Origin of the sequence: Bacillus cereus group sp. MYBK15-3 (genome assembly GCF_051916765.1) — a bacterium.
GTDB lineage: Bacteria > Bacillota > Bacilli > Bacillales > Bacillaceae_G > Bacillus_A > Bacillus_A cereus.
In genome coordinates, this window is sequence record NZ_JBQAHG010000001.1 from 537,969 (window position 1) to 562,978 (window position 25,010).

Here is a 25,010-nt window from a genome sequence, read left to right on the forward strand (position 1 = left end):
CAATCAATATACTATCATAAAACATAAAAAAAAAGTCTAATTAATTTTATGTTTCGACTATTTGAAAATAAGTCGAATAAAAAAATATTAAGATTTTCGGATATTAATTAGTTTATTTTATAAAAATAGTGCTTTCTAATTAGCTTTTACTAATAGAAATACACTATTTATAATAAAATATTTTTATTCTTTTATCCCTTCAAGTCTTTCCTTCGTATTAATTTCTTCTCCACTTATACGCTTTTCAAAAGACTTTCTCCAACTATTTGAAAGTGCATTTACTTCTAATATCCTTTTTACCCCTTCAATATTTTGTTTTTCCTTATGCATAATACGGTTAGCGAATGCTACTGAAACACCTTTTGGATCAGACTGTAGTCTTTTTAAGGTGTCGACTGATGATACCCATCCTTCTTTTAATACACGAAAATAAAATCCTGTATATCCTGTTTCTTGAAAATATAGTGGTAACTTTGGAATATTATATTTTTTTGCTAATTTAAAACAAGGTTGCCTTGGTTGTGTTACCTGTACGATTGCCTGTCCTAGCTCAAACGTATCACCAATACAAACATCCTCTTCGCTCATACCACTAACTGTTATATTTTCTCCGAAAGCCCCATATACAAGATCTTGATTCAATTCTTTTTCCCAGTATGGATAGTGATCACCAGTATAAACACAAACTGCTTTATCTACTCCTCCATGATGAACTAAGTCAGCTTGTCCATCCCCATTAAATTTTACAAAGGATAAATATACCGGTTCCTTTACTTGTTTCTTATTTATGCCTGTATGAATTACCTTTCCACCGTATGTAACCTCTTTTGGTAATCCTATATTTAAAGATAATAATTGATATTCATTAGCCATTCTATTTCCTCCTTTAAAGGTGTTACATGTATTTTCTCTCAATTAATTTTTACAACCCTCTCTGCTATATAAAGATGATTATAAAACCTTTAAAATCATTGTTCAATTCAATTATTTATATAATAATGATAGGTATAACCTATTATTATACTTGAGGTGATTCCAATCGAATTACGACAACTTGAATACTTTTTAGCTGTTTCAAAAGAATTACATTTCACAAAAGCAGCTGAGAAATTAAATATTTCACAGCCTTCACTAAGTCAACAAATACGTGCATTAGAGCATGAAGTAGGAATGCCACTTTTCGATCGAATTGGTAAAAAAATATCTTTAACTGAAGCAGGGAAGATTTTATTATCACATAGTAAAACCATTTTTCATGAAGTCGAACAAGCTCGTTCAGCTATTCAAGATCTAAACGGATTACAGCAAGGTTCCTTAACAATAGGGGCTTTGTTAACCGTCGTAAATTATTTACTACCACCAGCTATTTTAAATTTCAATAATTTATATCCCAATATAGAGCTTTCTGTATTAGGGCTTCGCACAGGAGATATTCGTGAAAAATTATTACGAAACGAACTAGATATTGGAATTACATTTCTGCCGGTGCAAGATAAAGAGATTATCTCTATCCCTCTATACAAAAGCGATCTTACATTAGTCGTGCCAACTGGTCATCGATTAGCTGAACGTAATCATGTATCTATTGCTGAATTACAGAACTACCCTTTAATTCTTTTACCTAAAAATTTCTTTTTAACCGAACTAATTACATCTCATTGTCAAAAATTCAACTTTAAACCAAGACCAATTTTAGAAATTAGCACGATGGAATCTTTAATCCAAATGGTTTCCAAAGGAATGGGAATTACAGTGTTACCCAAACCATATATAGACTTTTTACAAAATAAAAACATTCAAGCTATTAAAATAGAAAACCCTACTCCAACAATTGAAATAGGGCTAATTTATAGAAAAGATAAATATATGTGTGCTGCAACTCGAGAATTTATTGAGCAACTAAAAAGTACAGTACGTTCTTTCCAAAACTAAACAAAAGAGATTATCCTATGAAACCGTTTCACAACGATCTAGTAGAATAATCTCTTTTCAAAACAAAGTAAACATTATATTAAACTCTTATAAATTTTAATGTACCTTTTTAGATATTGGAATATATTTTGTAAAATATGCACCAACTAGCAATAATACAATTGAAAATAACCAAGTAAAAGCACCGCCAAAATGAAACCAATATGCAAACATATTTAAGATTGCGAGTAAAAAGAAGCAAATAGAAGTTAACGCACTTTTCAATCCTTTTATCCCAGATTTTTTTCTCTTTTGATAAGCAATATACATCGCAATAACAAGAAAAAAGATAAGAACAAATGGTAACATAACTTTTAGCATTGGTAATCCCTCCTGTATAAACGCACTCTTTACACTACCATATTATACCACATAATACTAAAGAACTTTTATTCATTCCTGTTGTTTTTCACTATCTTTCCTTCACATCAGACCTCATCAAAACTCTCAACTAATGATTATTTGCTAACTGATAATTGCCTTGTTAAGATTATGGTAATAATAGAGTTCCAAAATAAAGTGATTTGACATCCGATAAACAAAAACAATACATTGTCCCCACTTATAAGCAATCATCTAATTCATGAAACTAAGAAACTTATTTATCAAAGCAAAAGGAGAATTTATGTATGAGCAATTGCAAACCAATTGATGAATTAACTATTGAAGACCTAAAACAAAACCCCATTTGGGAATGGGCAATAGATGAAGAGGAAAACGAAGAACATGACGAAACATGGGTAAAACCAGCAGCAACTACTAATTTTACAGAGGCGCTAAACGGTTCAATCGTACTAGGCAAACTATTCTTACATAATGGTGAAAAATTCCCTATGATGTTTGAAATTGACATTGAAAATAACGAGGCAGTAATTCGTTCTGTTGTTTATTATAACGAAGCAGAAAATGAGTATATTGCTATAGAAGATATTGTGAAAATGGTCGAAATGCCGTTATCGATTATTATTAACCTAACAATTCATGCAGAATCCAAAACCTTACGCTTCACTGCACATAAAGTAGATATTTGTAAAAGTTCAATAACGACTAATTTAAATTAAAGTTGGGCGAAATAAAGAAAACAATTATTAAATAAAGTGAAGCTTTAATCAGTGGGGGTCTTACTGCCCAGCAAATAGCGGGATAAAAACCGGAAAATGATTATCGATTCCCCGGTTTTTCAAACTAGATTAAAGTATTCCCTTTTCTACTAAAGTCTCTGCGATTTGAACTGAATTCCAAGCCGCACCTTTTAATAGGTTATCAGAAACAATCCAGAGGTGGAATCCGTTTGGCATATCAGGATCTTTACGTATTCTTCCGACAAATGTATCTATTTTCCCTTCTGCATATAATGGCATTGGATACAGCTGTTTACTAGGGTTATCCTGCAAAATAACACCTGGTGCATCCATTAATACTTCCTTAATTTCCGTAACGGTTGCTTCTTTTTCCAGTTCTATATAAACCGATTCTGAATGCCCTGATACAACTGGAACACGTACACAAGTAGCTGCCATTTTCAGGTTTTCATCTTCTAATATTTTCTTCGTTTCTTGAATCATTTTTACTTCTTCAAAAGTAAAATCGTTGTCTGTAAATATATCTACTTGAGGCAGTACATTAAACGCTATTGGGTAATGTTTTTTATCTTTTTTCGCCGGTAATATATTACTTTTCACTTCTTCACCAGCAAGCATAGACTTAGCCTGCTCTTGTAATTCATGAATCGCATGAATGCCAGAACCCGATACGGCTTGATATGTTGAAACGATAATTCTTTCTAAACCGAATGATTTTCGAATCGGCTGAAGTGCTGTTACCATCTGTAATGCTGAACAATTTGGAACTGCAATGATACCTTTATGCTGCTTTAAAGTATGCGCATTCACTTCCGGAACAACGAGCGGTACACCTTGTGCCATTCGGTACTCACTTGTGTTATCAATTACAATCGCACCACTAGAAACTGCATGAGTTACAAATTGTCTAGATACTTCTCCCCCAGCGCTAAAAAAGGCAATATCTACACCTTCAAAGCTAGTTGTTTTTGCCTCTTTTATAATTATCTCTCGTCCTTTGAATCTTACTTTCTTACCAGCGGATCGTTTTGACGAAAGCAATGTAACTTCAACTATATTAAACTTCATTTCATTCTCTAACAGTTCAATAATTTTTTGCCCTACCGCACCTGTAGCCCCAACAACAGCTACATGATAGCCCTTTTTTTTCATCTTTTCTCCTCCAATATCACCTGAATGAATATTTCTACAATTTCATTTTATACAGAATTTAATCATTTGGAAAATTAAAATACATGATATAATCATTCACAAATCATGATAATAAAAGAGGGATCGCTTATGGAAATGAGACATGTTAAAACATTTTGCGCCATTGTGAAGTATGGTAATTTTTCTAAGGCTGCGCATGCGCTAGGTTATGCGCAATCTACTGTTACAGCACATATGAAAGCTTTAGAGAACGATTTACATATTCCTCTTTTCGATCGGTTAGGGAAAAAAGTGCTACTTACAAAAGCAGGTCATCAATTTCATCCTTATGCATTAGAATTACTTTCAATATATGAAAAAGCGCGAGAAATCCCCCAAAATACAGATTATTTAGAAGGTACATTAAGTATTACATCTAATGAATCATTAGCGGTATACCGATTACCACAATTATTACGTACTTACAAACAGAAAAATCCAAAAGTAAATATCGTACTTGAAACAAACACAAATGAACAAGCATTACAAAAATTACGTGAAGGAGAAACAGACGTTGTCTTCATAATTGGAGAAAGTATAGAACATAATGATTTTATTACGCGTACTTTTAGTAATGAAACATTTGGATGGATTTTACCAGCTTATTCCTCTGCGCATACAAATCCATTCCAGTTATTACAGGACACCCAGTTCATTTTTACAGAACAAAGCTGCGGCTATAGGCCAATGGTAGATCGTTTTTTATGTCAAAGTGGAAATATTCCAGCTAAAACATTTGAAACTTCCAATGTTGAAGTCATTAAACAATCCGTTATGTGTGAGTTAGGCATTTCAATTCTTCCTTATATCGTTGTACAAGAAAGTTGCCAAAAAGGACAACTATGTTTTCAACCTATCGAAACTCCAACAGTTATTCAAAGTTATGTAATCTATCATAAATCTAGATGGATTTCCCCGGTATTACAATCGTTCCTTTCCTTACTTGAACGAGACTAAAATATTAAGATGTACATAGAAAAAGAGTAATTGCCTAATAAGCAATTACTCTCTTTCATTAATTAGTATACTATTTATTAGTCTGTCCCCCACCTGCAATTAATTTACTACCTGAATATGTACCTTTGTTCATAAACACTTGATTAATTAATTCTTTTTGCTCAGCTTCCGACATTACTCCTTTTCCTTCTCCTAAATTCCCACTTTGTAATTTCCAAATCTTATTATGATCCCCATCAACCTTTTCATATTTTCCTTGTTTCCATCGTTCTAAAATTTCTACATATGTACTTCCCTGTACAAGATCATTACTCTTTACAATATCAATTAAGCTTTCAATCCGCTCTTGTGTAATAAAAATATAGCCCCACTTTTGATCAGCTTTCGCTTTTTGATGTGCCATTTCATGTAATGCTGTCTGTATGTTCTCATCTGTCCATTTAAAATTTTTATTAAAACCACTATTCGGCAATGAATAATTTCCATTTTCTAAAAGCTTTGCATCTTCTGCTTTTACGTTACTATCAGCTAATACTTCTACTGCTGGAGCAGCTGGTGATGCCTTTTTCGCAGCTGGTTTACTATTATTTAAATAATGCAGCATACCATATGTTAAACCTACTCCAATTACCGCCATACCAGCTATAACACCTATTATTTTCAAAAATGTTTTCATCTCGCTTGTTTCCTCCCAAATATCTCCGTTCTGACTACCTAATTATTTCTTATATAAAAACTGTTACTTCATTCAAAATATCGCATCCCATCCCCTATCATATTATTTATATATACTTCCTCATATTGTATTTCTTTTTCTTTAAAATTGAAAGATTATTCTGTTAAATAATGAAAATATTCTACAAATTTTTCCTTTATATTTATAAAGAAACAAAAAACAACGAGCGCGTTCTACAACACTCGTTGTTTTTACTTTATGCACGATTTTCTTTTAACCACTTCGTAATAGCATCTAACTTCGAAACATCAAAACGTCTTTCTTCACACACGTTCAAATTTTGTGAGTTTCTCACTATTTCTAATTCATTATTTCTTACACTTTTTGCCTCAATTAATTTACAATACCCATCTGTAACAGTATTTAAATTTTCATAATAACGCTGAAACGATTTTGATATATGTAAATGTTTTTCAAAGTTTCTCCTTCTTTTCGTTTCATCAGATACTTTCCGTTTTCTAAGTTCTTCATCGTTCGTATATAAATAAAAATATTGATCTGGAAAACCAATTTCCCTATTTATCATCTTTTCTTTATAAAAATTTTCTATTAAAGATAATGGCTGATTAAATATATCAAAATGAAAACACCAATTATAACTAAGTGGCTGATATATATCGCCATCGAGTATTACTAATTCATATTGCTTTGACTTCTGAACAGCTATATTCCAGCGCTCAACTTGTTTTTCAAAATACCATGTTCTATGTTCATTTTTTGGTCTTTCAAATAAAGAATTCACTTCAGGTATTATATAAGCACCATAATTCTTTTCTAATTCACGGCACGTGGTACTTTTACCAACAGCGCTTGCTCCCTCAAATGCTATTATCCCCATAGTTTCTCCCTCTTTCATTAACTAAAATTTCGTTGTTTCGCTTTTCTTCCCCATAACTTTCTCCATAAAACAATTGAAGCGACAGTGAGCATGATTGTTGTAATGATACTACCTTCAATTCCGAACGTGCCTCCATGCAATGTTTCTGGTCCATTTGTTATAGACTTAAAAATTGGAGTAGAATATACAGTTGTGCCACTAACTGCAAAACCATATACATTATATTGTGCCCAGTTCCAAATTGAGTGCCATGCACATATTCCCCACAGACCGTCTTCTTTCAATACATATAAAGCTGCGAAAACACCCACTAATATTATATTCGATATAGATAATATTGTAATTCCTGGATTAAGTAGATGAAGAAATCCAAATAAAAATGAAGTTACAATTATTCCAACCCATATACGACTTCTAACAGAAAGAACCGGGAATAACCAACCTCGTACAATAATTTCTTCCGTTGCCCCTTGTATTAAAAATGCAACTAGAGATCCTACTATTCCTACTATCACTGTTGAGGTAATATGTTGTACTTGCAATTTCACACTCCCCATTAATAATAGTAGAATAACTGGCGTTGAAATAAATAAAAACCCTATTAACGCACCTTTTAAATACTTTCTCATCCATTTCTCTTTCCAAAAGCCAATGGATGAAAAAGGTCTTTTTTCTACAAAACGAACCCATATAAATAAAATAAATATAGCTCCGCCAAACGTTAACACCATTCTAACATTGTCATAAATACCTTTCATGAATATCGTTTCAGCTTTCGGTAAAAATAACATAAATAACATAAAAAGTTCGCCTAAAGTCAAAAATATAATGGCTAATATTACAGCAAAGACTGGATGGACCTTTTTTCTCCCTGCTTTTGCTGCTTCAATTATTATAAATGAATTATTTTTCACTTTCTTTTCTCCTTTTATAATATTTAACTACCAACAGTAACCAACCATATTTTACCACGAAAAATATATTATTAATATTTACTCTAAGTTTTTCTTACATGATTTTGCATAAATCCCAATTAGGAATAATATATAAATAAAAGAGGTTCCTTTGTGCCTTTACTATTATCACCCAGATTACTCAGTGGTATTACCAGCACTTGCTATTTCCCACCATTTGTTGTAAGATAGTAATTAAGGTCAATTTAACACTATATTTTCTTTGCATATTATCAAGTATCAATCAGGGACAGTTTGTACTCCTTATGGGTTTTTGATAATATGTGAAATTTTATTTTCATTCAAATAAGGCCGATCATATTGTAATTTTTCTACTTTTAGGAGGCATTACCATGACATTAACAGGTAAAGTAAAATGGTTTAACAGCGAAAAAGGTTTCGGTTTCATCGAAGTTGCAGACGGTAACGATGTATTCGTTCACTTCTCAGCTATCACTGGCGACGGCTTCAAGTCTCTTGACGAAGGTCAAGAAGTTAGCTTTGAAGTTGAAGAAGGTAACCGCGGACCTCAAGCTAAAAACGTTGTAAAGCTATAATTCAAACAATAAAAAGGTTGTTACCAGCAAGGTTAACAACCTTTTTAATATATAACTAAAATTTTTTACATAAAAGGAGTGGTTACATGTATCGCAATCGAAAGAACGATGTAGCAGAAGTACCACCAGAACAAACCCCTGTTTGGGAATGTGAATCAGAGGATTGTTTAGGATGGATGAGAAAGAACTTTTCATTTGAAGAAGAGCCTAAATGCCCTTTATGTAAAAGTAGCATGAAAAGCGGAGAACGTTTATTACCTAAATTAGGTTAATTTATAATAAAAAAAACCTCTTTTAATTAAGAGGTTTTTTTTATTATAAATTTATGTCCTCAACATCAGTTCGCACTATAGAATACAATAATGCATCGTGTTGCTTATTTCCTTGATGAATATATCCGCGCAATAGCCCTTCCTTTTGGAAGCCAATTTTAGATAACATTCTACAAGAAGTAACATTTTCAGGATATGTAATAGCTCCAATTCTAAACAAACCTAAATCTTTAAATCCATAATTAATAATTTCTCCAGCTGCTTCTGAAGCATAACCATTTCCCCAATAGCGAGGATGCAGATCATATCCAATCTCAGATCGTTTACTCCATAATTGTAAATTGTTTAGTCCAATTGTTCCTATTAAAACGTTCGTTTCTTTTAACACAATTCCCCATCGTATTGCCTTTTTCTCAAAGTAATTTTTTGAAAAAGATTCGATCATACGTGAAGCTTGTCCAAACTCCGTAAAAGAATTCATACCGTAATAACACGTCACTTCATCCAATGAAAAGATTTCATATATTTTTTGACAATAAGATTGTTCTATTTCAACTAAACGTAAGCGTTCTGTTTCTAATATAGGAAATGCCATAGGATCACTCCTTTCTCTCTACTCATTCATTATATCAGAAAAAATATGTATAATTAGTAAAGTCCTTATTGTTCCATAAGTCAAACATTTCTAATGGCGCATTCCCTCTTTATTCTATATACACGAATTGGATACCTTCTGATTGCGACTCAAACATGACACTATAATTTTCATAAATCAAATTTTAAATTATCAAGAACTGTAAAGAATTTGTTCCTTCATTTTTTCCTTCTAAACAACCACCCTAACCCATACATTTATGGTAAAATATAGTTAATCCATTTTGCGCTATGGAGGTGTAAAAATCTATGTATATATTCATCGGCTTATCCCTCTTACTCATATTACTTATTTTTTTATTCGCAAAAAAATTCACACCAAACTCATTCATGATGACTAGCTTTAAAGGTAATAGCTTTAGGACATTTTCAATCGGTATTTTAATCGCTGCCATACTCTCACTTTCATATGGAACTTATCATGCGGTAACATATCAACCTAGTTATTTAGATATTAAATTAAAAAATCAAAACTATACTGTTTTCGGTAATGTAGGCGAATTCGGTTATTTCTCCGAAGAATTATTAAAAAAAGATACAGAAGTACAACTATATTTTGTCTCTTGGAAAACAATACAGTTAAAAAATCCGGTAATACTTATAGAATATCCTTCAGGAAAACAAGAAACATGGAAGCCAAATATCATATCAATACCGGTAAATAAATTACAAGAAAAACATGATATAAAAGATATTTATCAACTATCACCGTATTCATTTAAAGAGTCTGGAGAAATAACATTAACATTAAAAGAAAACAATGTAAAAAACAATACAATTTCCATTCAAATAAAATAAATAAAAACTGTTCCTCCATTTTGCTGAAGGAACAGTTTTTATTTATTCTACAGTATTATTCATTTAATGTAGCCATTATTTCATTGGCTATATTCTTTCCATTTCCAATACACGCACCAATTCCGACACCATAATATGAGGCACCAGCTAAATATATATTTGGATAAAGATTCGTCATTTTTTCTTGCAATGCTTGAACCGCTTGATTATGTTCTAAATGATATTTCGGCATTAAATCTTTCCAATTTGTAACTTCGACTACTTCTGGTTCACCTTTAATTCCGAGACTCTTTTCAATATCATATAAAGCTACTCGTACTAATTCTTCTTCACTATAATTTTTGATTGTTTCATATACCGGATTGGTGCTCTTATAAAACATTCTTACTAATAATTTTTGTTTACCCGATGTATGTTTCCACTTTCGACTTGTCCATGTACAAGCATCACAATGTAAATCACTGTTTTCCGTTACAATAAACCCTGTGCCGTCAGCTGGTAGTTGTTCATCTAGTATGTCAAATCCTAAGTAAATACTTATAAGAGATGAGTTTTTAAATGTATTAAACTGCTCATTTAACTCATTAGACTGTAATAAAGTTTGTGCTATATCATGCGGAGCTGCTAAAACAACATAATCAGCTTGTATTGTTTCATGATTTACAAAAGAAATCTCATATCGATCTTCTTGTTTACTTACAGCCGTCGTTATAGCACCTTTTTTTATGACAGTTTCAGTGAGCACTTCTTCTAAGCGATTAATTATCGTAGATAGTCCACCTTTAAATGATACGAATTTTTTATTTCCTGCTGATTGAAATTGTTTTTTATTCTCTTCAAAACCTTTAATAATACTTCCATACTTATTTTTATAATCCAGTAAATACGGTAATGTAGATGCCATTGTAAGCTCATTCAATTTACCAGAATATACGCCTGAAAGTACAGGAGCAATTTGTCTTTCCACTAACTCTTTCCCTAAGAAACTTTCTAAAAATAGAGCAAGTGATGTATCTTTCGTAAACTCTTTATTTTTCGTTATGAAATCTTTTAAAGCTACGATTTTCCCTTTCGTTGAGACTAGCGTACTGCTAAACAAAGACTGGGCGCTCATCGGTATCCCAAATATAGTATCAGAAGGAATCGGATGTAACATGTTTTCAGAATATATGTAAGAAATACCCGTTTCATTATATACCATTTCATCTTCTAAATTTAAATCTTTTACAAGTGGCATAACATATTCATTACGAGCAACGATTGAATCCGCTCCTGACTCCATAATGAAATCCTTTTCTTCCACACTATGGATTTTACCACCTAAATACTCTTCTTTCTCAATAAGAATTAAATTTAAATCGATATTATAATCCTTTTTTAATTTTTCTAAATAAAACATAGTAGAAAGTCCCGTTATACCTCCACCGATAACAACAACTGTTTTCATATGTGCTGCGCTCCTAACCGATACAATTAATAATTCCTTTTTATTATAACCAAAAGTCCTTATATTCGACTAGCAAGTTGCGCATTCTGTAAGAAATTAGACAATATATTTGAATATATTTTCAAATTACCTAATAAAAAAGAACTATAACATTTACAAACCCCGTCATAGTTCTCTTTATTTTAAAAACATAAAGTAATTGATTAATTTGTCTAGTTCTTGACTCAATGCCAATACTTTTTCATGTTGAATTCCATAATCCGATACTAAATATAAAAGTTCTTCTTTTTTTATTTCAATTACTTTTTCCAATTTCGCTAGTTCCATGTCGTTTTACATCTCTCCAAAAATAAAATGTATGTATTTCAGTATAGCCTACTTACATAATTAGTAAAAGTAAAATACACATGTAAAATCTTACATATTTGAAAAAATAATATACTACTAACAAAAAAAGAAACTAGATTAAACATCCTTTTACAGATCATTAACGTTCATTAAGAATGAATAACATAACGGAATTTTTCTAATGTGATATCTTTATAATTTGGAGCTCTCTGTATATGATTAAAATAACTAGCAATTGCAGCTGCTCCAAAATGCGCATGCCAAATATCATTTGTTTCTTTTTTACATTGAGAAATAATTGAAAGGCCGCCTTTTAAAATACTTTTGTTTTCCATTTTCTTTCTCCTCTAGTTAAACTATATTTTCATCCTAAAGATGGTGTCAGTACAAATAAAATGTGATTCGATTCATCACTTTTATTCAAAAATCGATGCTTCACATTTGGTGGAATACGTACAACATCGCCTTCTTCTAAAAAATATTCTTTTCCCTCCAATTCTACGTACACTTCCCCTTTCATAATAACAGCAATCTCTTCCTTATCTTCATGGGAATAATGACTTTCTGTTGTGTTTGCTTGTTTATTTAAATCCATCATTAACATTTCAATACGTGCTTTCATAAAATCAGGTGTTAATACATCATATACAATGTGATCATTGTTTTCCCGATATACTTTTTTTCGATCTTTTTTCTTAGAAATGAGCGAATCTGTATCGATATCATTAATAAAAAGTGTAAATAGCGGTACATTTAATGCTTTTGCAATTAACTCCAAAACATTTAAAGAAGGATTAGCATGTCCTCTTTCAATTTGGCTAATTAGTGATGTACTAATCCCTGCATAATCAGCGAATTCACGAATTGTCATATTATTTTTCTTACGATAACTTAATACTGTTTGTCCAAGCCTATCATGTATCATAGTAAAACTTCCTTTCGTCCATCATAATGCATATTTCATTGTCTTTGTGCTGACATACTAAACAAAGGCAAATAATCCTTTCCTATTATCTCCGGGACTTATATACTTACTTTTGTACATTATATCGCATTAAGTTTATTATAATAAACATTCTATCGGAGGGACAAACTTTGAAATCACCTATTCTTTCATATTTCATCTTATTTTTTGGTGTATTCGCCTTATCAACTTCAGCAATTTTTGTAAAATTGGCAGATGCTCCTGCGACAATCATTGCTTTTTACCGATTATTCTTTGCCACACTGATCCTGTTACCGTTATTACTATTTAATAAAAATAGTCGAAATGAGCTAAAAACTTTAACGAAAAAACAATGGACATTCGGATTCACATCTGGGCTATTTTTAGCTGCACATTATGTACTATGGTTTGAATCATTACAATATACTTCTGTAGCAAGCTCTACAGTTATCGTAACGTTACAACCTTTGTTCTCAATGATTGGTGGTTATTTTTTATTTAAGGAGAGATTTACGAAAGGAGCGGTTATTGGTTGCCTCATCGCTATTTCAGGTAGTATCATCATTGGCTGGCAAGATTTCAAAATTAGTGGAGAAGCTTTATATGGAGATATTTTAGCATTTATCGCTGCCGGTATCATTACTGCTTATTTTTTCATTAGCCAACACGTTCGTAAAGATTTGTCACTTATACCCTATTCGGTAATTAGTTATGGAAGTAGTGCTGGCTTTCTTAGCATATTTGCTTTCATGCAACAAGAATCTTTCATCCATTACTCTACACAAACTTGGTTGTGCTTTATTGGATTAGCTTTCATTGCTACAATTTTAGGACAAACCATTTTTAATTGGTTATTAAAATGGATGAGTGCTACTGTAATTTCAATGAGTATTTTAGGTGAAACAATTGGCACTTGTATGCTAGCGTACTTTATATTACATGAGACTATTTCTTTACAACAAGGACTAGGAATTACTGTTATTTTTATTGGTTTAGTATTATTTTTATTACAGCCAAATTCTAATGAAAAAGCATGACAGTATACTGTCATGCTTTTAACTATTCATTATGTACAATTAAACCATTCGGTCTAAAACGACTCATCATAATTTCATTAATAAACTTTCCGTGAGCTTTCAAATTCCCTATCTTTACTCCCTCTTCTACAAATCCAAATTTTTCATATAAAGCTTTTGCTTTTGGATTCGTTTCTAACACACCTAGTTCTACTCTCTCTAACATTAACCAATTATCAGCCAGATCAAGCATCTTCATAAGAAGTGCTTTCCCAATTCCTTTATTATGATATTCACTGTCTACCCCAATGAATAAATCGCCTGAATGAGATCTTCGGCCCGGACTTTGTGTTAAACCTACAAATCCAACAACTTCTCCATCATATTCTGCAACAAATTCAAATTGATTTGGTGCTAAATTTCGAATTCTATTTTCCATAGCTTCTACACGCATGCTAGGTAAGAAAACCATATACGGTAAAACGTCATCCTGTATACATATACGATGAATTGCTCTAGCATCTTGTATTTCTACTGCTCTAACGTTGATCCCCATCTTTCTCTCCTCCGTATAAATAACAATATATTTGTTTGTGTGTATTCTAGAAACGTGTATGAATGACCTTCTCACTCGTATTTCTTTATGTCATTTTTACATAATTATTTTGATATAACACTTAATTTTCAAAAAGATTAACGACATAAATGGATTTGGTTAACTTTTCACCTTGTTATATAAATCAAGAAAATTTTCAATTGAAATACCATTTAGTTTCATGCCGACTATATCACAATTTTCTATTTCAATATTTTTCAGATTACTATTACTTATAGTGCTACCTTCCAAATCACATTTATCGAATACAATAGGTTCCTTCTCATCTCCGAGACTTGTATTTTTAAATTGCACTCCACCTAAAGTCACCAAATTAAATTTACTGCCAGAAAGATTTAAATCTGCATATGATGACCATCTAAAATTTATATTTCTAAACTTTGATTGACTTACATTACAATTACTCATATTCATATTCATTATATTGCTACCAACAAATGAACTGTTTTTTAAATTCACTTGATAATACTCTGTATTTGCTAAATTACAGTTTTCGTATTGACTATTTTTCATATCTTTATTTGTAACTACACTCTCTTTGTTTGAGCTTGTTTTTATTCTTTTCACGTAACAATACTCATCTTCCGATTCAAAAATCATTTGGTAGCCCATCTTTTTATAAAAGTGATGATTATTAATTTGTCTACTAGATGTTTCGAGATCCCAAATCTTTATGTTTGGATATTCCTTTTCTATTAATTTCATAACATGTGATCCAATTCCTTTTCCTTGATAAACAGGATCTACAAAAATACGATCAATTCGACCGTACGACTTACCAGAAATCGTAACTATTATCCCTCCAATTATTTCTTTATCCATTACAACTTTGAAAGAATCCAATTCTTCAATGGAATATTCCATCATTTCAACTGAAGAATACCCTGGCGGTTGAATGTTATAATCAATGACATCATCTTGGCCGTATAGCCATTGTTTTGCTTCTGCATCAAATGTTCTTTTCATTATTTCTGTTAATTTCTCAGCATCTAAAATTGTAGCTTTTTCTATAGATATTCTCTTCATTTTCGTTTTCCCCTTCATTATTACAAACCAATAATTTTTGTGAATGCCATAATTATCAATTCACTTTTGTTTTTAATGCTTTTCCCATTATTACATATGGAACATCATTTTTACTTGGATGAAATGGCTCCAATACATTTATCCAATCTAATCTTTCATATAACGAACGTGCTTTTTCATTGTTTATTTGTGTTGTTAAAACACTCGTTCTATTTGAAACTCCTTCTAGTAATTTATTATGTAATTTCGTTCCAAGACCTTTATTTTGATATTGTGGGTGAACTGCTAACTCTACAAATTCAAAACAATCTTGCAACCATTCGTCTACTTGCTCTAGATGTAACGCTTCTCTCATTAATTGATTATAGTACTGTCCCTCCATTGAGCGATAACCATAAGTAAAACCAACTACTTCATTTTCATCATTTATTGCTACTATACCTTTAAAACCTGTATATTCTATATGCCTATTCATTCGCTTGATCATTTCATTGAAATTTGTTTTCTCAAATACTTTACAATACAAATTTGCCATATTCCCAATTAGGATCTCCTCTTTTTCAATGCTTACAAATTTCACTTTACTCCCCCCTATTAAAACATTTATATCCTTTTTAAAAACTAAGAAAATTAACGCTAATCACTCTCTTTACTATTAAACTACAAATCACCCTATATTTTCCACGATTACTTAGTATTAATGAATAAAAGAAGAGACCATGTAATATCAACATGGTCTCTTCTTTTATTCATTTTCAATTTTATTCCGCTATTTGCCGGGCAGTAAGACCCCCATCTCAAAATTCAGCGAAAGCAAAGAAGTTAGGTGGGGGTCGGGCTAATAATCAGCGGGGGCTGACACCCCACTGATTAAAGTTTCACTTTATATAATTAAAAATTAGATATTACTTAAGCCAATCGTTGCAAGTGTTACTTAACTGCTGTAAATCTTCTATAAATTGACTCGCATCATATCCATCACAAACCGAATGATGTATTTGTAATGAAACTGGTAGCATAACCTTGTTTCCTTCGTTAAAATATTTCCCACAAGTTATAATTGGCAATAGAAAATTTTCATCATTATTAATATTAAGATTAAATCCAGTAAAACTAATCCAAGGTATGCTAGAAATCGGAAATACATTAGGCGGAATATTTTCTTTCGTGAAAAGACCATGAACATTAGCATAGCATCTCATATCGTCTTCATAATTATTATAGAAAGTGCAGAAATCACTTGAATAATCCGTCCATATACTTGAAAAGGACTTATCATCTTTATGAAAGATTGTATAACTCGGTATCATTTCCTCCCAATAGCCTAAAACTCCTTCATCGTTAAAACATGTTCGAAATTTTTTATGATTATTTACTACTCTAGAAATTAAATATATAAAAACGGGATAAAATTTTATTCCCTTTTGATATACTTCCCCTAATAACATCGTGATATCAACATTTACAGTCATACTAAATGTACATTTCAACTTTAAATAATGCTCAAAATACTGCTCTCTATTCCAATCTTCTCTATCAATTACATGAAACTTCATTCTAATAGCCTCCTAAAATTTTCTTTTTATTTTAGAAGGCTAATTCACTTGCTTTCACCATAATTGTTCACTCCTAACAGTTTACATTTGACCCTAATTATTTATTTAATTATATAACATATGTAAGAATCAATTCACATATTTCTTGAAATCCATCCACATACTATAGATAAATCAAATGAAATTTGGAGGATACATACATGAATAACAAAAATATGAATAAAAAGGAAAATGTTACTGAAAATACTACATCTATTCAAAATAATAATACTGCAAACCTTACTATTGAAGAACAAGCAATGAACGGCTTATACGGAATGCCCGAAACAACAATTGAAGATGCTGATCACGCTGCAGCTGATAATTTGACTTCAAAAAATTAATTAACTACATTGAAAAAAGCCAAGGAAAATACCCTTGGCTTTTTTCACTATGCATCCACCTTTTGTATTTCTTCACTCTTTCTTGAAAGTTTACCTGGCCAAAAAGCAAATCGGCCTAACACAACTGTAATTGCGGGTACAAGTAACGGTCTTACGATAAACGTATCTAGTAATACGCCAATTGCAGTTACAATACCAAATTGAACTAATACTTGAATTGGAAGTGTACCTAACACTGCAAAAGTTCCTGCTAAAATTAAACCTGCCGATGTAATAACACTACCTGTTTGTATTACACCATTTTTTACTGCATCCAAGTGATTTTGTGTCTTTCTGTTTTTCCATATTTCTGAAACCATAAAGATATTATAATCTTCACCTAAAGCAACTAAAAATACGAATGCGTACAACGGTATCGCACCTTGAATGGCCGGCGCTCCCATACCGTAATGAAGCAATATCCATCCTGCTCCTAACGCTGAGAAGAATGATAAAACGACAGTTACAATTAAATAAATCATCGCAACAACCGATCGTAAGTAGACAAGTAATAGTAAAGCGATAATGCTAATCATTACTGGAATAATTACTGATTCATCACGTTCAGTAATTTGCTTTGTATCATATAATGAAGCTGTTTCTCCACCAATCCACAATTGCTCTTCAGCATTACTAACCCCAGCATCTTTTAATACTTTTTCTACATTACTTTTCAATTTAGGAATTTGATCTAACGCTTCAATTGAGTATGGATTTTCCGCTAAAGAAACTTCATACATTTGTATTTGCTTATTTTCTTTTCCCTCTTTTGGCTCTTTCACTGTATTTATGAAAGAAAATTTCTCTAGTTCTTGTTTAATAGGAAGCTCTTTTCCTTTCGTATCAACAACCACTTTTACTGGTGCTAGTTCACCAGCCGAGAAATGATCACTAATTAACGTAAACCCTTCGCGAGAAGGCATATCCTTTGGAAACGATTCTAATAAGTCATATGTGTATTGAATACGTGGTACGAACGAAGCCAATCCACCTAATACAAACACAGTTAGCATAATTATTGTCCACGGTCTTCGTACTACAATATCTCCAAGTTTTTTACTAAAGGAGCCTTTTGATTTTTCAACTTTTACAGCCCTCTTTTTCTTTCTTGCAAACTCCTCATTCATTGAAGTTGTTCTCGGTATAAACGGGAAAAATGCAATCCTACCGAAAATTAATAATAGTGCTGGTAAAATCGTTAAAGCCGCGATTCCCATTATAAATACAGCAACACTAAATGGTACTGCAAATCGATGAAAGGCACCATAATGAGCAAGTAATAATGTCCCTAATCCAAGTACAACAGTTAACGCACTCATTATTATTGCACCGCCAGAAGCTTTAATCGCAAGTTGTAATGCTTTATATTTACTTTCTTCTTCTAACAAGTACTCTCTATATCTCGAAATTAAAAATAGACAATAGTCCGTTCCAGCACCAAACAATAATACTGTCATAATTGATATTGCTTGGGCATCTACTTTAATCCATCCATGATCAGCTAAAAAACCGAGTGTAGGACTAATGATACCATATGCAAAGCCAACAACAAGTATAGGTAAAATTGCTAAAATTGGCGAACGGTAAAGCAAAATTAATAGGACCAAGACTAATAATACAGTAGCCACTAACAATTTCACATCTGCTTGACTAAATAAACTAACTGCATCCGTTTGAATACCTACAGGCCCAGATAATCGAACATGTAAACCAGATTCACTTATTTTTTGTTTAAATGGATCTTCATCCACCTTACTATTCACTATTTTTCTAAAATATTCCAGATTTCCTTTTAATATATCCGTACCAGCAGATTTATTAAAGAATACCGGTGTAACAAATGATGTACCATCTTTTGATGCACTTTTTGATAATACTTGCTCTGGAATTGTATCAAATGGCGGTAACGTTGATTGTTCTTTTAAAGGACTAGCTTTTAACTCTTTATAAACGTCTTGTATGAGTTTATAATCCTGTGACTGTAATCCACCATCTCTATACCATACTACTAACAACGGATTCCCTGCATTATTCGGAAACTCTTTTTTCATAAGCGCTTCCGCTTGCTGTGACATAGCTGTTTCAGGTAAATTTTTTGGATTCGGTTCTTTCGTACTATTTACTTGTGGTAACGTAAATGAAAGTAATAATGTAATAAGAACCCACACCGATAAAGTGATCCATTGCGTATTTTTTCCTGCTACAAGCCTCCCTAACATATGTAACGGGTGCTTTTTCATAAAAACCCACCTTCCTTTTTTCCTTCATTATTAATTATATATACTGGTAGGTTAATTAATCAAGAATGATTGAAAATTATGTTATAATTATCTCAAGAATAAATGTCAGGAGCGAATGGATTTGGAACAAAAACAACGTCCTCTCGGAAGGCCACGTCAAAATAAAAATACAAAATCTACAAAAGAAACCATTTTAGAAGTGGCAACTCGCTTATTTCTTACACAAAATTATCAAGTCGTTTCTATGGATGAAGTCGCAAAAGTTTGTGGTGTTACGAAAGCAACCGTCTACTATTACTATTCAACAAAAGCCGATTTATTTACCGCTACTATGACCCAAATGATGATACGTATACGAGAGAATATGTCTCAAATACTCTCTACAAACAAAACTTTAGAAGAAAGATTATTAGACTTCGCCAAAGTTTACTTACACGCAACGATGGATATTGATATGAAAAATTTTATGAAAGATGCTAAACTGTCGTTATCTGAAGAACAATTGAAGGAATTAAAAAATGCTGAAAATAATATGTATGAAGTGCTAGAAAAAGCACTCGATACTGCGATGCACATGGGAGAAATTCCGAAAGGAAACGCTAAATTTGTGGCTCATGCTTTCGTATCTTTATTATCAATTGGGAATTTTAAAGATGAAAATCACAATCCTATTCTGGCAAATATAGATGAATTAGCACAAGAAATCGTTTCTTTTTATTGGAATGGGTTAGGTCATTCATATTAAACTGATTTACTTTAATAAAAGAGCATGTTTAATTTTTTTAAACATGCTCTTTTATAATTTATTTATATACTAATAATCAGATTATACTTCAACGTCACTTAACAAAAAACTCCATTTTAACTTTACAAATTTTGAAGTTGAACATTTATATTCTCCTTACTTAATCCCCCCATGGTAACAAACTACAGATTCAATATGTAAATTTAAATACTTCTTCAAAGACTGCTTTGCTTCCTTAATATTTATAGTTGTTGGGGCGTGAATTCCTCCTAACATCCCATTCACACTATACATAGAGTCTCCTGCAATAAGAATTTTGCTTTGTTTCAAATATAAACTAATATGACCCGGAGTATGCCCTGGAGTATGAAGAATTAGTATTTCACCGCAATACGGAAGTTCTTGCCCGTCAATCACAGTATCACTCACTTTTCCTTTTGGGCGGTTCTCTACATTTCCGTCCTTCAATAAAGGTAAATCCCCCTCGATATATGGCTTATCTAGTTCGTGCGCATAAACTTTAATATTACTTCGACAGCGCTGCAACAATTCTGGCAGACTACCTATATGATCAATATCCTGATGCGTCAAAATCACGACTTTTAACTTATCAAATGATACCCCAACCTTTTCCATCTTTACTTGTATATCTTCAATTTGTCCTGGGAAACCCGTATCTATTAATACTGCCATTTCATCATTCCATAAAAGAATTGGATGAATAACAAATTCTTGAAATTCAAGTTGTAACATTTCTACTCCTTTAGCAATCTCCATACAGCCATTCTCCTTTATGTTGAAGTTTGAAAATATGTACAAGTAAACTGAAAATATAAAGTGAAACTTTAATCCGTGGGGTTTTACTACCCGACAAATAGCAGGATAAAGCACCTCTATCTTATAATATGTTTTGTCATTCCAATAGAGAATGCTTCAAACCCTATAGATTCATAGTAAGATTGCAATTTTTCTACACACATAAGTTGTGGAATAACCTTGTTTTGTTCACAGTGCTGGATTAATCGTTTCACTATTTCTTTTCCGATGCCACTAGACTGATATTTTGGCAATACACCAACTCCACAAATAATGCCTGTTATGACTCCATCTGATATGACACGCCCCATCCCTACTAACCTCTTATCATCAAAAACATAAATTGCATACCAACTTTGCTTACACATTCGTTCTAACTCGTTAACCGTTAATTTAAGAGAATTCCATCCTAAAGATTCGTATAAGGATAATAATCCATTAAAATCTGTAGGGTGTTCACTTGTGTAGCGTATACTATTTTCCATGTAAACACTCCCTATTCTCTGGCTTGTTTATATTTCATAAAATTCCCTTTACACAAATGTGATCGATGTAAAAATAACTAGAACAAACTTCAATAAGAAAGATAGAATTCCTTCTCAATATAAAATAAAAAGAAGTTACCTCACTTAAGATAACTTCTTTTATATAAGACTCTCATTATATTATCAACCAAAAAATATACAACTGCATACGATTAGCACAAACAAAACTAATAAACCATTTGAAAAATAACCCATTGAATACTACCCCTTTATTAAATTATGTAAAAGATTTTATCATAAAATGATTTACAACTTAATAACTGAAAAAGACATTGTATTCATTAGTTATATACGTTTAGTAATATTTTATATTCGGTTATATTCTCGTTGCCTGAAATTGCTTATCATACTCTTCTACTTCAGTTCATATAAGTTCAAAATATTAAATAATAAGTAAAAAAGACCTCCACCTTACGAGGTCTTTTTTACTTATTTTCCAAATACACTAATTGATTCTTCCTCAATTACAAGTAAACAATTAGCATATTACATGATTTAATATCCTAATAACCAATTCAACTCTATTAATTCGGTTCGACCTTAATATCCCCCTTTTATTCCAAAAACTCAATAATCGTTTCACATACTTTATCCGTCTCCTCGATATCTGGGAAATGTCCACTATTTTCAAATATAACAAGTTTACCATTTTTCAATTGTCTCGTTATTCTATAACTCATTCCTACACCCGTGTTATAGTCATGCGCTCCAACTATGACACACGTATCAATTTCTAAACCTTTAATACGCTCAATAAGCGGTAAAGATGATTTTGTTCCAAAAATAACTTTGCTCATCTTCCCTGTATTACTTAACTGACTTTCCTCCCAAAGACTCCGATTTAGCTTTGCAAATTCTTCATTTTTAAACAATAATCGATCTACAGCTTTTGTATCAACTATACTCCAAACTTGATTATACCTTTCTTTTAAAGGAATTTCTGACTTACTTATTATCAATATTTGTTCTTTCATTTCCCCTTTCGTTACTTGTAGAAAACCTTCTATCTGCACAGTATACATATCATTAAAATCATCTAACGATGGTGCTTGTAATACCATTTGTTCAACATTTTTTGGATATTTCAAAGCATACTCTAAACAAAGTTGTCCACCAAAAGAATATCCTAACAAATTTATCTTCTCTACATGTAATTGCTTTCTTAATTCCTCTAAATCTTCGACTAGAGTATTGATTGAGTACTCACCGTCATCTTGTGGTGCCTCACTTCGTCCGCAACCTCTTTGTTCGTAATAAACTACAGTCATATTTCCTTCTAACTTCAAACCAAGCGTTCTTTCGAATACATAATGATTACCACCTGGACCACCATGTACTATAATAAGAGGGACTGTATTATGAGCTGTCCCTGCAACTTTACACCAATGCATAATCCCATTGATTTTCAAATAGTGTATACCATCTTGCAACATTAACTGATTCATTTATCCTCTCTCCTCATCGCTCACTTGTTACTATCTAAATGTATAAGTTCTGACCATTTACACTTTTTCCCTTTATATTCTTTAGACACTATCCTCATTTATATGAATAGCTTTCTTATTCAAAAATAGATTTTTAAAAATTCCTACTCCCACAATTAATAAACCTATACCAACTAATTTATTTACTTGTAATGGAATACTCTCCATTCCAAATAATCCAAATGTATCAATGCATAACGCAACAACCAATTGAGTAATAAGACTAATTAGCACTGTATATGCTGGACCTAAGCTCTTTATTGCACCCATTATGCAAATAATTAACCCGATGCCAAACAGTCCACTTACATAAAACAAATAATTTGTAGTATACACTTTAATGTTAATACTGTTTTCTGTAATGATATAAAATAGAATAGAACTAATGAGACCTATTCCAAGGACACATGTAGTCGTTAACCACTGTCCTACATTTTCATTTACTTTTGCATTAAAAACAGATTGTAAGCTAATTAATATTCCTGCTAATATAGCTAAACTAAATCCAATCAAAATCTACCCCTCCCTTTCATTGCTCATATATATTATCTTTAGCGACTTCCTTCATTCTACAAAAATCTTTAATTACAATAACTCCATTACTCTTTTCAATTAATTTTTCATTATAAAATCTTTGTAATACCCGTATTATGTGCCTATAACTTACCCCTATAAAATCCGCAATACTCGTTACCGAAGTTGCATCCAAATCCTCTTTATACATATTCCCGTTACTATCTGTTGAAATTGAAAGCAAATAACTAGCTACACGTACTTCTACAGGATAAAGTAAATTAAGAGCAGTAAAACGAGTCGATATTTTTAATGTGTTCGCAATGTTTTCAAGCAAGAACTTTATAAATATAGGATCATGTAATAACTTGTTTCTAATAACCGTATTAGAAATAGAGATTGCTACAACATCTGAACAAGCCTCAACGACATTATGTGCTTTGCTATTTTGAATTAGTTCAATATCACCAACAATGGCCAATGGATTGATAAAGCGAAGAATTAGTTTCTTCCCTTCAGGTGTAATCGTATAAACTTTTACTTTACCTTTAACAACAAAATATAAACGATCCATTTCGTCATCTATATTGCAAATGAGCTCGCCTTTTTCAAAGTGATTTAATTGAAAATAAGCTGTATCTATTTCTGAAAAAACCTCGAGCGTTTTATTGGTTTTCAAATAATGCGTAATTAAACCTGATCTATCCTCCATATTCATTTCTCCTTTCATTTACATATTAAATACAACAATACCTATAATCATTATTATTGTTCCCACAATATGATATCTCTCCATCTGTATCTTTTTCATTTGAAATAATCCTTTCATCTCAATAAAAGTTGCTGTTAATAATTGAGCAACCATAAGTGTTCCCGCTGTTACTGTAACTCCCATTGCATGTATCGCTACTGTTTCTGCACAAATGATTAACCCACCAAGTGCACCAGCTACTAAATATATTTTTTTCACACTCTTTAAATCCGTTATTTTCTCTTCTTTCTTTAACAAAAATACAGTTGTTGCAATAATGAATCCAATTAAATGGGTTATAATACTCGTCGACCATATACCGATATGTGAACTAAGTTTCGCATTAAAGGTTCCTTGAAGTGTTATAAATATCCCCGCAAAAATAGCAAATATAATACCTTTCAAAAAATCATCTCCTCCTTTATTTCTGACTTAATTAAAAACCATCATCCTATAATGGCAAAAGGACAAATGTCACATCACTATGAAAATAACTTGGAATGAACAAAAAAACACACCTCAAAAATGCG

At 31.8% G+C, this 25,010-nt stretch carries 30 protein-coding genes and 1 pseudogene; 9 read left to right on the forward strand and 22 right to left on the reverse strand.

Translation table 11 applies throughout. From position 1 onward, the window contains the following. Positions 1–183: 183 nt before the first annotated feature. Complete coding sequence (locus tag ACTFR8_RS02705) at positions 184–873, reverse strand: MOSC domain-containing protein (RefSeq protein WP_001262998.1); 690 nt, start codon at positions 871–873, stop codon at positions 184–186. 156 nt (positions 874–1,029) lie between these two features. Between ACTFR8_RS02705 and ACTFR8_RS02710 the strand changes: the two genes are divergently transcribed. Next, the gene (locus ACTFR8_RS02710) at positions 1,030–1,932 is read left to right on the forward strand and encodes a LysR family transcriptional regulator (protein WP_000612241.1); all 903 of its coding nucleotides are present in this window, start codon (positions 1,030–1,032) and stop codon (positions 1,930–1,932) included. A gap of 96 nt (positions 1,933–2,028) precedes the next feature. Here ACTFR8_RS02710 and ACTFR8_RS02715 read toward each other — a convergent pair whose 3' ends face one another. Continuing rightward, a complete protein-coding gene (locus tag ACTFR8_RS02715) occupies positions 2,029–2,292 on the reverse strand; it encodes a hypothetical protein (RefSeq protein WP_000921856.1) in 264 nt (87 codons plus the stop codon). 308 nt (positions 2,293–2,600) lie between these two features. Between ACTFR8_RS02715 and ACTFR8_RS02720 the strand changes: the two genes are divergently transcribed. Next, the gene (locus ACTFR8_RS02720) at positions 2,601–3,032 is read left to right on the forward strand and encodes a hypothetical protein (RefSeq protein WP_119780918.1); all 432 of its coding nucleotides are present in this window, start codon (positions 2,601–2,603) and stop codon (positions 3,030–3,032) included. A gap of 129 nt (positions 3,033–3,161) precedes the next feature. Here ACTFR8_RS02720 and ACTFR8_RS02725 read toward each other — a convergent pair whose 3' ends face one another. Continuing rightward, on the reverse strand, positions 3,162–4,205 hold the full coding sequence (locus ACTFR8_RS02725; protein WP_000726549.1) for an aspartate-semialdehyde dehydrogenase: 1,044 nt from the start codon (positions 4,203–4,205) through the stop codon (positions 3,162–3,164). A 129-nt stretch (positions 4,206–4,334) separates the two neighbouring features. On the opposite strand from ACTFR8_RS02725, the gene ACTFR8_RS02730 reads away from it, so the two are divergent. Beyond that, on the forward strand, positions 4,335–5,201 hold the full coding sequence (locus ACTFR8_RS02730; RefSeq protein WP_000425905.1) for a LysR family transcriptional regulator: 867 nt from the start codon (positions 4,335–4,337) through the stop codon (positions 5,199–5,201). A 70-nt stretch (positions 5,202–5,271) separates the two neighbouring features. Here the strand turns inward: ACTFR8_RS02730 and ACTFR8_RS02735 are convergent, their stop codons facing one another. The 3 genes from ACTFR8_RS02735 to ACTFR8_RS02745 all read right to left on the reverse strand — a co-directional run bounded on the left by ACTFR8_RS02735 (position 5,272) and on the right by ACTFR8_RS02745 (position 7,689). Further along, entirely contained in the window at positions 5,272–5,877 is a 606-nt protein-coding gene (locus tag ACTFR8_RS02735; RefSeq protein WP_000846982.1) for a PRK06770 family protein, read from the reverse strand. Positions 5,878–6,133: 256 nt separating this feature from the next. Next, positions 6,134–6,793: an AAA family ATPase gene (locus tag ACTFR8_RS02740; protein ID WP_002005064.1), complete on the reverse strand. Its 660-nt coding sequence runs from the start codon at positions 6,791–6,793 to the stop codon at positions 6,134–6,136. Next, complete coding sequence (locus ACTFR8_RS02745) at positions 6,793–7,689, reverse strand: CPBP family intramembrane glutamic endopeptidase (protein WP_000794817.1); 897 nt, start codon at positions 7,687–7,689, stop codon at positions 6,793–6,795. The genes ACTFR8_RS02740 and ACTFR8_RS02745 overlap by 1 nt, the downstream gene beginning before the upstream one ends. A 392-nt stretch (positions 7,690–8,081) precedes the next feature. Between ACTFR8_RS02745 and cspD the strand changes: the two genes are divergently transcribed. After that, a complete protein-coding gene (gene cspD, locus ACTFR8_RS02750) occupies positions 8,082–8,285 on the forward strand; it encodes a cold-shock protein CspD (protein ID WP_000176366.1) in 204 nt (67 codons plus the stop codon). Between the two features lie 86 nt (positions 8,286–8,371). Continuing rightward, complete coding sequence (locus ACTFR8_RS02755; protein ID WP_000286203.1) at positions 8,372–8,557, forward strand: cold-shock protein; 186 nt, start codon at positions 8,372–8,374, stop codon at positions 8,555–8,557. 43 nt (positions 8,558–8,600) lie between these two features. On the opposite strand, the gene ACTFR8_RS02760 is transcribed toward ACTFR8_RS02755, so the two are convergent. Next, entirely contained in the window at positions 8,601–9,152 is a 552-nt protein-coding gene (locus ACTFR8_RS02760; RefSeq protein WP_000885392.1) for a GNAT family N-acetyltransferase, read from the reverse strand. 308 nt (positions 9,153–9,460) lie between these two features. Between ACTFR8_RS02760 and ACTFR8_RS02765 the strand changes: the two genes are divergently transcribed. After that, positions 9,461–10,009 carry a hypothetical protein gene (locus tag ACTFR8_RS02765; protein WP_000275249.1) on the forward strand — a complete coding sequence of 183 codons (549 nt, stop codon included), beginning with the start codon at positions 9,461–9,463 and terminating at the stop codon, positions 10,007–10,009. Between the two features lie 55 nt (positions 10,010–10,064). Here the strand turns inward: ACTFR8_RS02765 and ACTFR8_RS02770 are convergent, their stop codons facing one another. From ACTFR8_RS02770 to ACTFR8_RS02785, 4 genes are all read right to left on the reverse strand, one after another. Beyond that, positions 10,065–11,456 (reverse strand): protoporphyrinogen oxidase, encoded by a 1,392-nt coding sequence (locus tag ACTFR8_RS02770; protein ID WP_119780924.1) that lies wholly within the window; start codon positions 11,454–11,456, stop codon positions 10,065–10,067. Between the two features lie 177 nt (positions 11,457–11,633). Further along, a complete protein-coding gene (locus ACTFR8_RS02775) occupies positions 11,634–11,783 on the reverse strand; it encodes an aspartyl-phosphate phosphatase Spo0E family protein (protein ID WP_000417698.1) in 150 nt (49 codons plus the stop codon). 170 nt (positions 11,784–11,953) lie between these two features. Beyond that, entirely contained in the window at positions 11,954–12,139 is a 186-nt protein-coding gene (locus tag ACTFR8_RS02780; RefSeq protein ID WP_144608077.1) for a hypothetical protein, read from the reverse strand. 29 nt (positions 12,140–12,168) lie between these two features. Next, entirely contained in the window at positions 12,169–12,729 is a 561-nt protein-coding gene (locus tag ACTFR8_RS02785) for a helix-turn-helix domain-containing protein (RefSeq protein WP_000581029.1), read from the reverse strand. A 170-nt stretch (positions 12,730–12,899) separates the two neighbouring features. Here ACTFR8_RS02785 and ACTFR8_RS02790 point away from each other — a divergent pair, with 170 nt between their 5' ends. Then, on the forward strand, positions 12,900–13,787 hold the full coding sequence (locus ACTFR8_RS02790) for a DMT family transporter (protein ID WP_000841812.1): 888 nt from the start codon (positions 12,900–12,902) through the stop codon (positions 13,785–13,787). Between the two features lie 22 nt (positions 13,788–13,809). On the opposite strand, the gene ACTFR8_RS02795 is transcribed toward ACTFR8_RS02790, so the two are convergent. The 4 genes from ACTFR8_RS02795 to catA all read right to left on the reverse strand — a co-directional run bounded on the left by ACTFR8_RS02795 (position 13,810) and on the right by catA (position 16,964). Then, a complete protein-coding gene (locus ACTFR8_RS02795) occupies positions 13,810–14,322 on the reverse strand; it encodes a GNAT family N-acetyltransferase (RefSeq protein WP_000512617.1) in 513 nt (170 codons plus the stop codon). 159 nt (positions 14,323–14,481) lie between these two features. Then, complete coding sequence (locus tag ACTFR8_RS02800) at positions 14,482–15,426, reverse strand: GNAT family N-acetyltransferase (RefSeq protein ID WP_001987418.1); 945 nt, start codon at positions 15,424–15,426, stop codon at positions 14,482–14,484. Positions 15,427–15,463: 37 nt separating this feature from the next. Beyond that, entirely contained in the window at positions 15,464–15,988 is a 525-nt protein-coding gene (locus ACTFR8_RS02805; RefSeq protein ID WP_000673976.1) for a GNAT family N-acetyltransferase, read from the reverse strand. Between the two features lie 325 nt (positions 15,989–16,313). After that, entirely contained in the window at positions 16,314–16,964 is a 651-nt protein-coding gene (catA, locus tag ACTFR8_RS02810) for a type A chloramphenicol O-acetyltransferase (protein WP_000668536.1), read from the reverse strand. 200 nt (positions 16,965–17,164) lie between these two features. Here catA and ACTFR8_RS02815 point away from each other — a divergent pair, with 200 nt between their 5' ends. Then, positions 17,165–17,347, forward strand: a complete 183-nt coding sequence (locus ACTFR8_RS02815) for a DUF4021 domain-containing protein (RefSeq protein ID WP_098926697.1) — start codon at positions 17,165–17,167, stop codon at positions 17,345–17,347. 47 nt (positions 17,348–17,394) lie between these two features. Here the strand turns inward: ACTFR8_RS02815 and ACTFR8_RS02820 are convergent, their stop codons facing one another. Beyond that, entirely contained in the window at positions 17,395–19,626 is a 2,232-nt protein-coding gene (locus ACTFR8_RS02820; RefSeq protein WP_252209962.1) for an MMPL family transporter, read from the reverse strand. Positions 19,627–19,747: 121 nt separating this feature from the next. Between ACTFR8_RS02820 and ACTFR8_RS02825 the strand changes: the two genes are divergently transcribed. Further along, on the forward strand, positions 19,748–20,371 hold the full coding sequence (locus tag ACTFR8_RS02825) for a TetR/AcrR family transcriptional regulator (RefSeq protein ID WP_000436039.1): 624 nt from the start codon (positions 19,748–19,750) through the stop codon (positions 20,369–20,371). 122 nt (positions 20,372–20,493) lie between these two features. Here ACTFR8_RS02825 and ACTFR8_RS02830 read toward each other — a convergent pair. The 6 genes and pseudogenes from ACTFR8_RS02830 to ACTFR8_RS02855 all read right to left on the reverse strand — a co-directional run bounded on the left by ACTFR8_RS02830 (position 20,494) and on the right by ACTFR8_RS02855 (position 24,885). Beyond that, positions 20,494–21,148: pseudogene (locus ACTFR8_RS02830) on the reverse strand (MBL fold metallo-hydrolase). A gap of 116 nt (positions 21,149–21,264) precedes the next feature. Continuing rightward, on the reverse strand, positions 21,265–21,672 hold the full coding sequence (locus ACTFR8_RS02835) for a GNAT family N-acetyltransferase (RefSeq protein ID WP_000431735.1): 408 nt from the start codon (positions 21,670–21,672) through the stop codon (positions 21,265–21,267). A 614-nt stretch (positions 21,673–22,286) separates the two neighbouring features. Further along, entirely contained in the window at positions 22,287–23,177 is an 891-nt protein-coding gene (locus tag ACTFR8_RS02840) for an alpha/beta fold hydrolase (RefSeq protein WP_001072681.1), read from the reverse strand. A gap of 81 nt (positions 23,178–23,258) precedes the next feature. Continuing rightward, positions 23,259–23,729, reverse strand: coding sequence for a DMT family transporter (locus tag ACTFR8_RS02845; RefSeq protein ID WP_000579010.1), 471 nt, complete (start codon positions 23,727–23,729; stop codon positions 23,259–23,261). A gap of 16 nt (positions 23,730–23,745) precedes the next feature. Next, the gene (locus ACTFR8_RS02850; RefSeq protein WP_000390200.1) at positions 23,746–24,441 is read right to left on the reverse strand and encodes a Crp/Fnr family transcriptional regulator; all 696 of its coding nucleotides are present in this window, start codon (positions 24,439–24,441) and stop codon (positions 23,746–23,748) included. An 18-nt stretch (positions 24,442–24,459) separates the two neighbouring features. Beyond that, positions 24,460–24,885: a DMT family transporter gene (locus tag ACTFR8_RS02855; protein WP_000676010.1), complete on the reverse strand. Its 426-nt coding sequence runs from the start codon at positions 24,883–24,885 to the stop codon at positions 24,460–24,462. Positions 24,886–25,010: the final 125 nt, after the last annotated feature.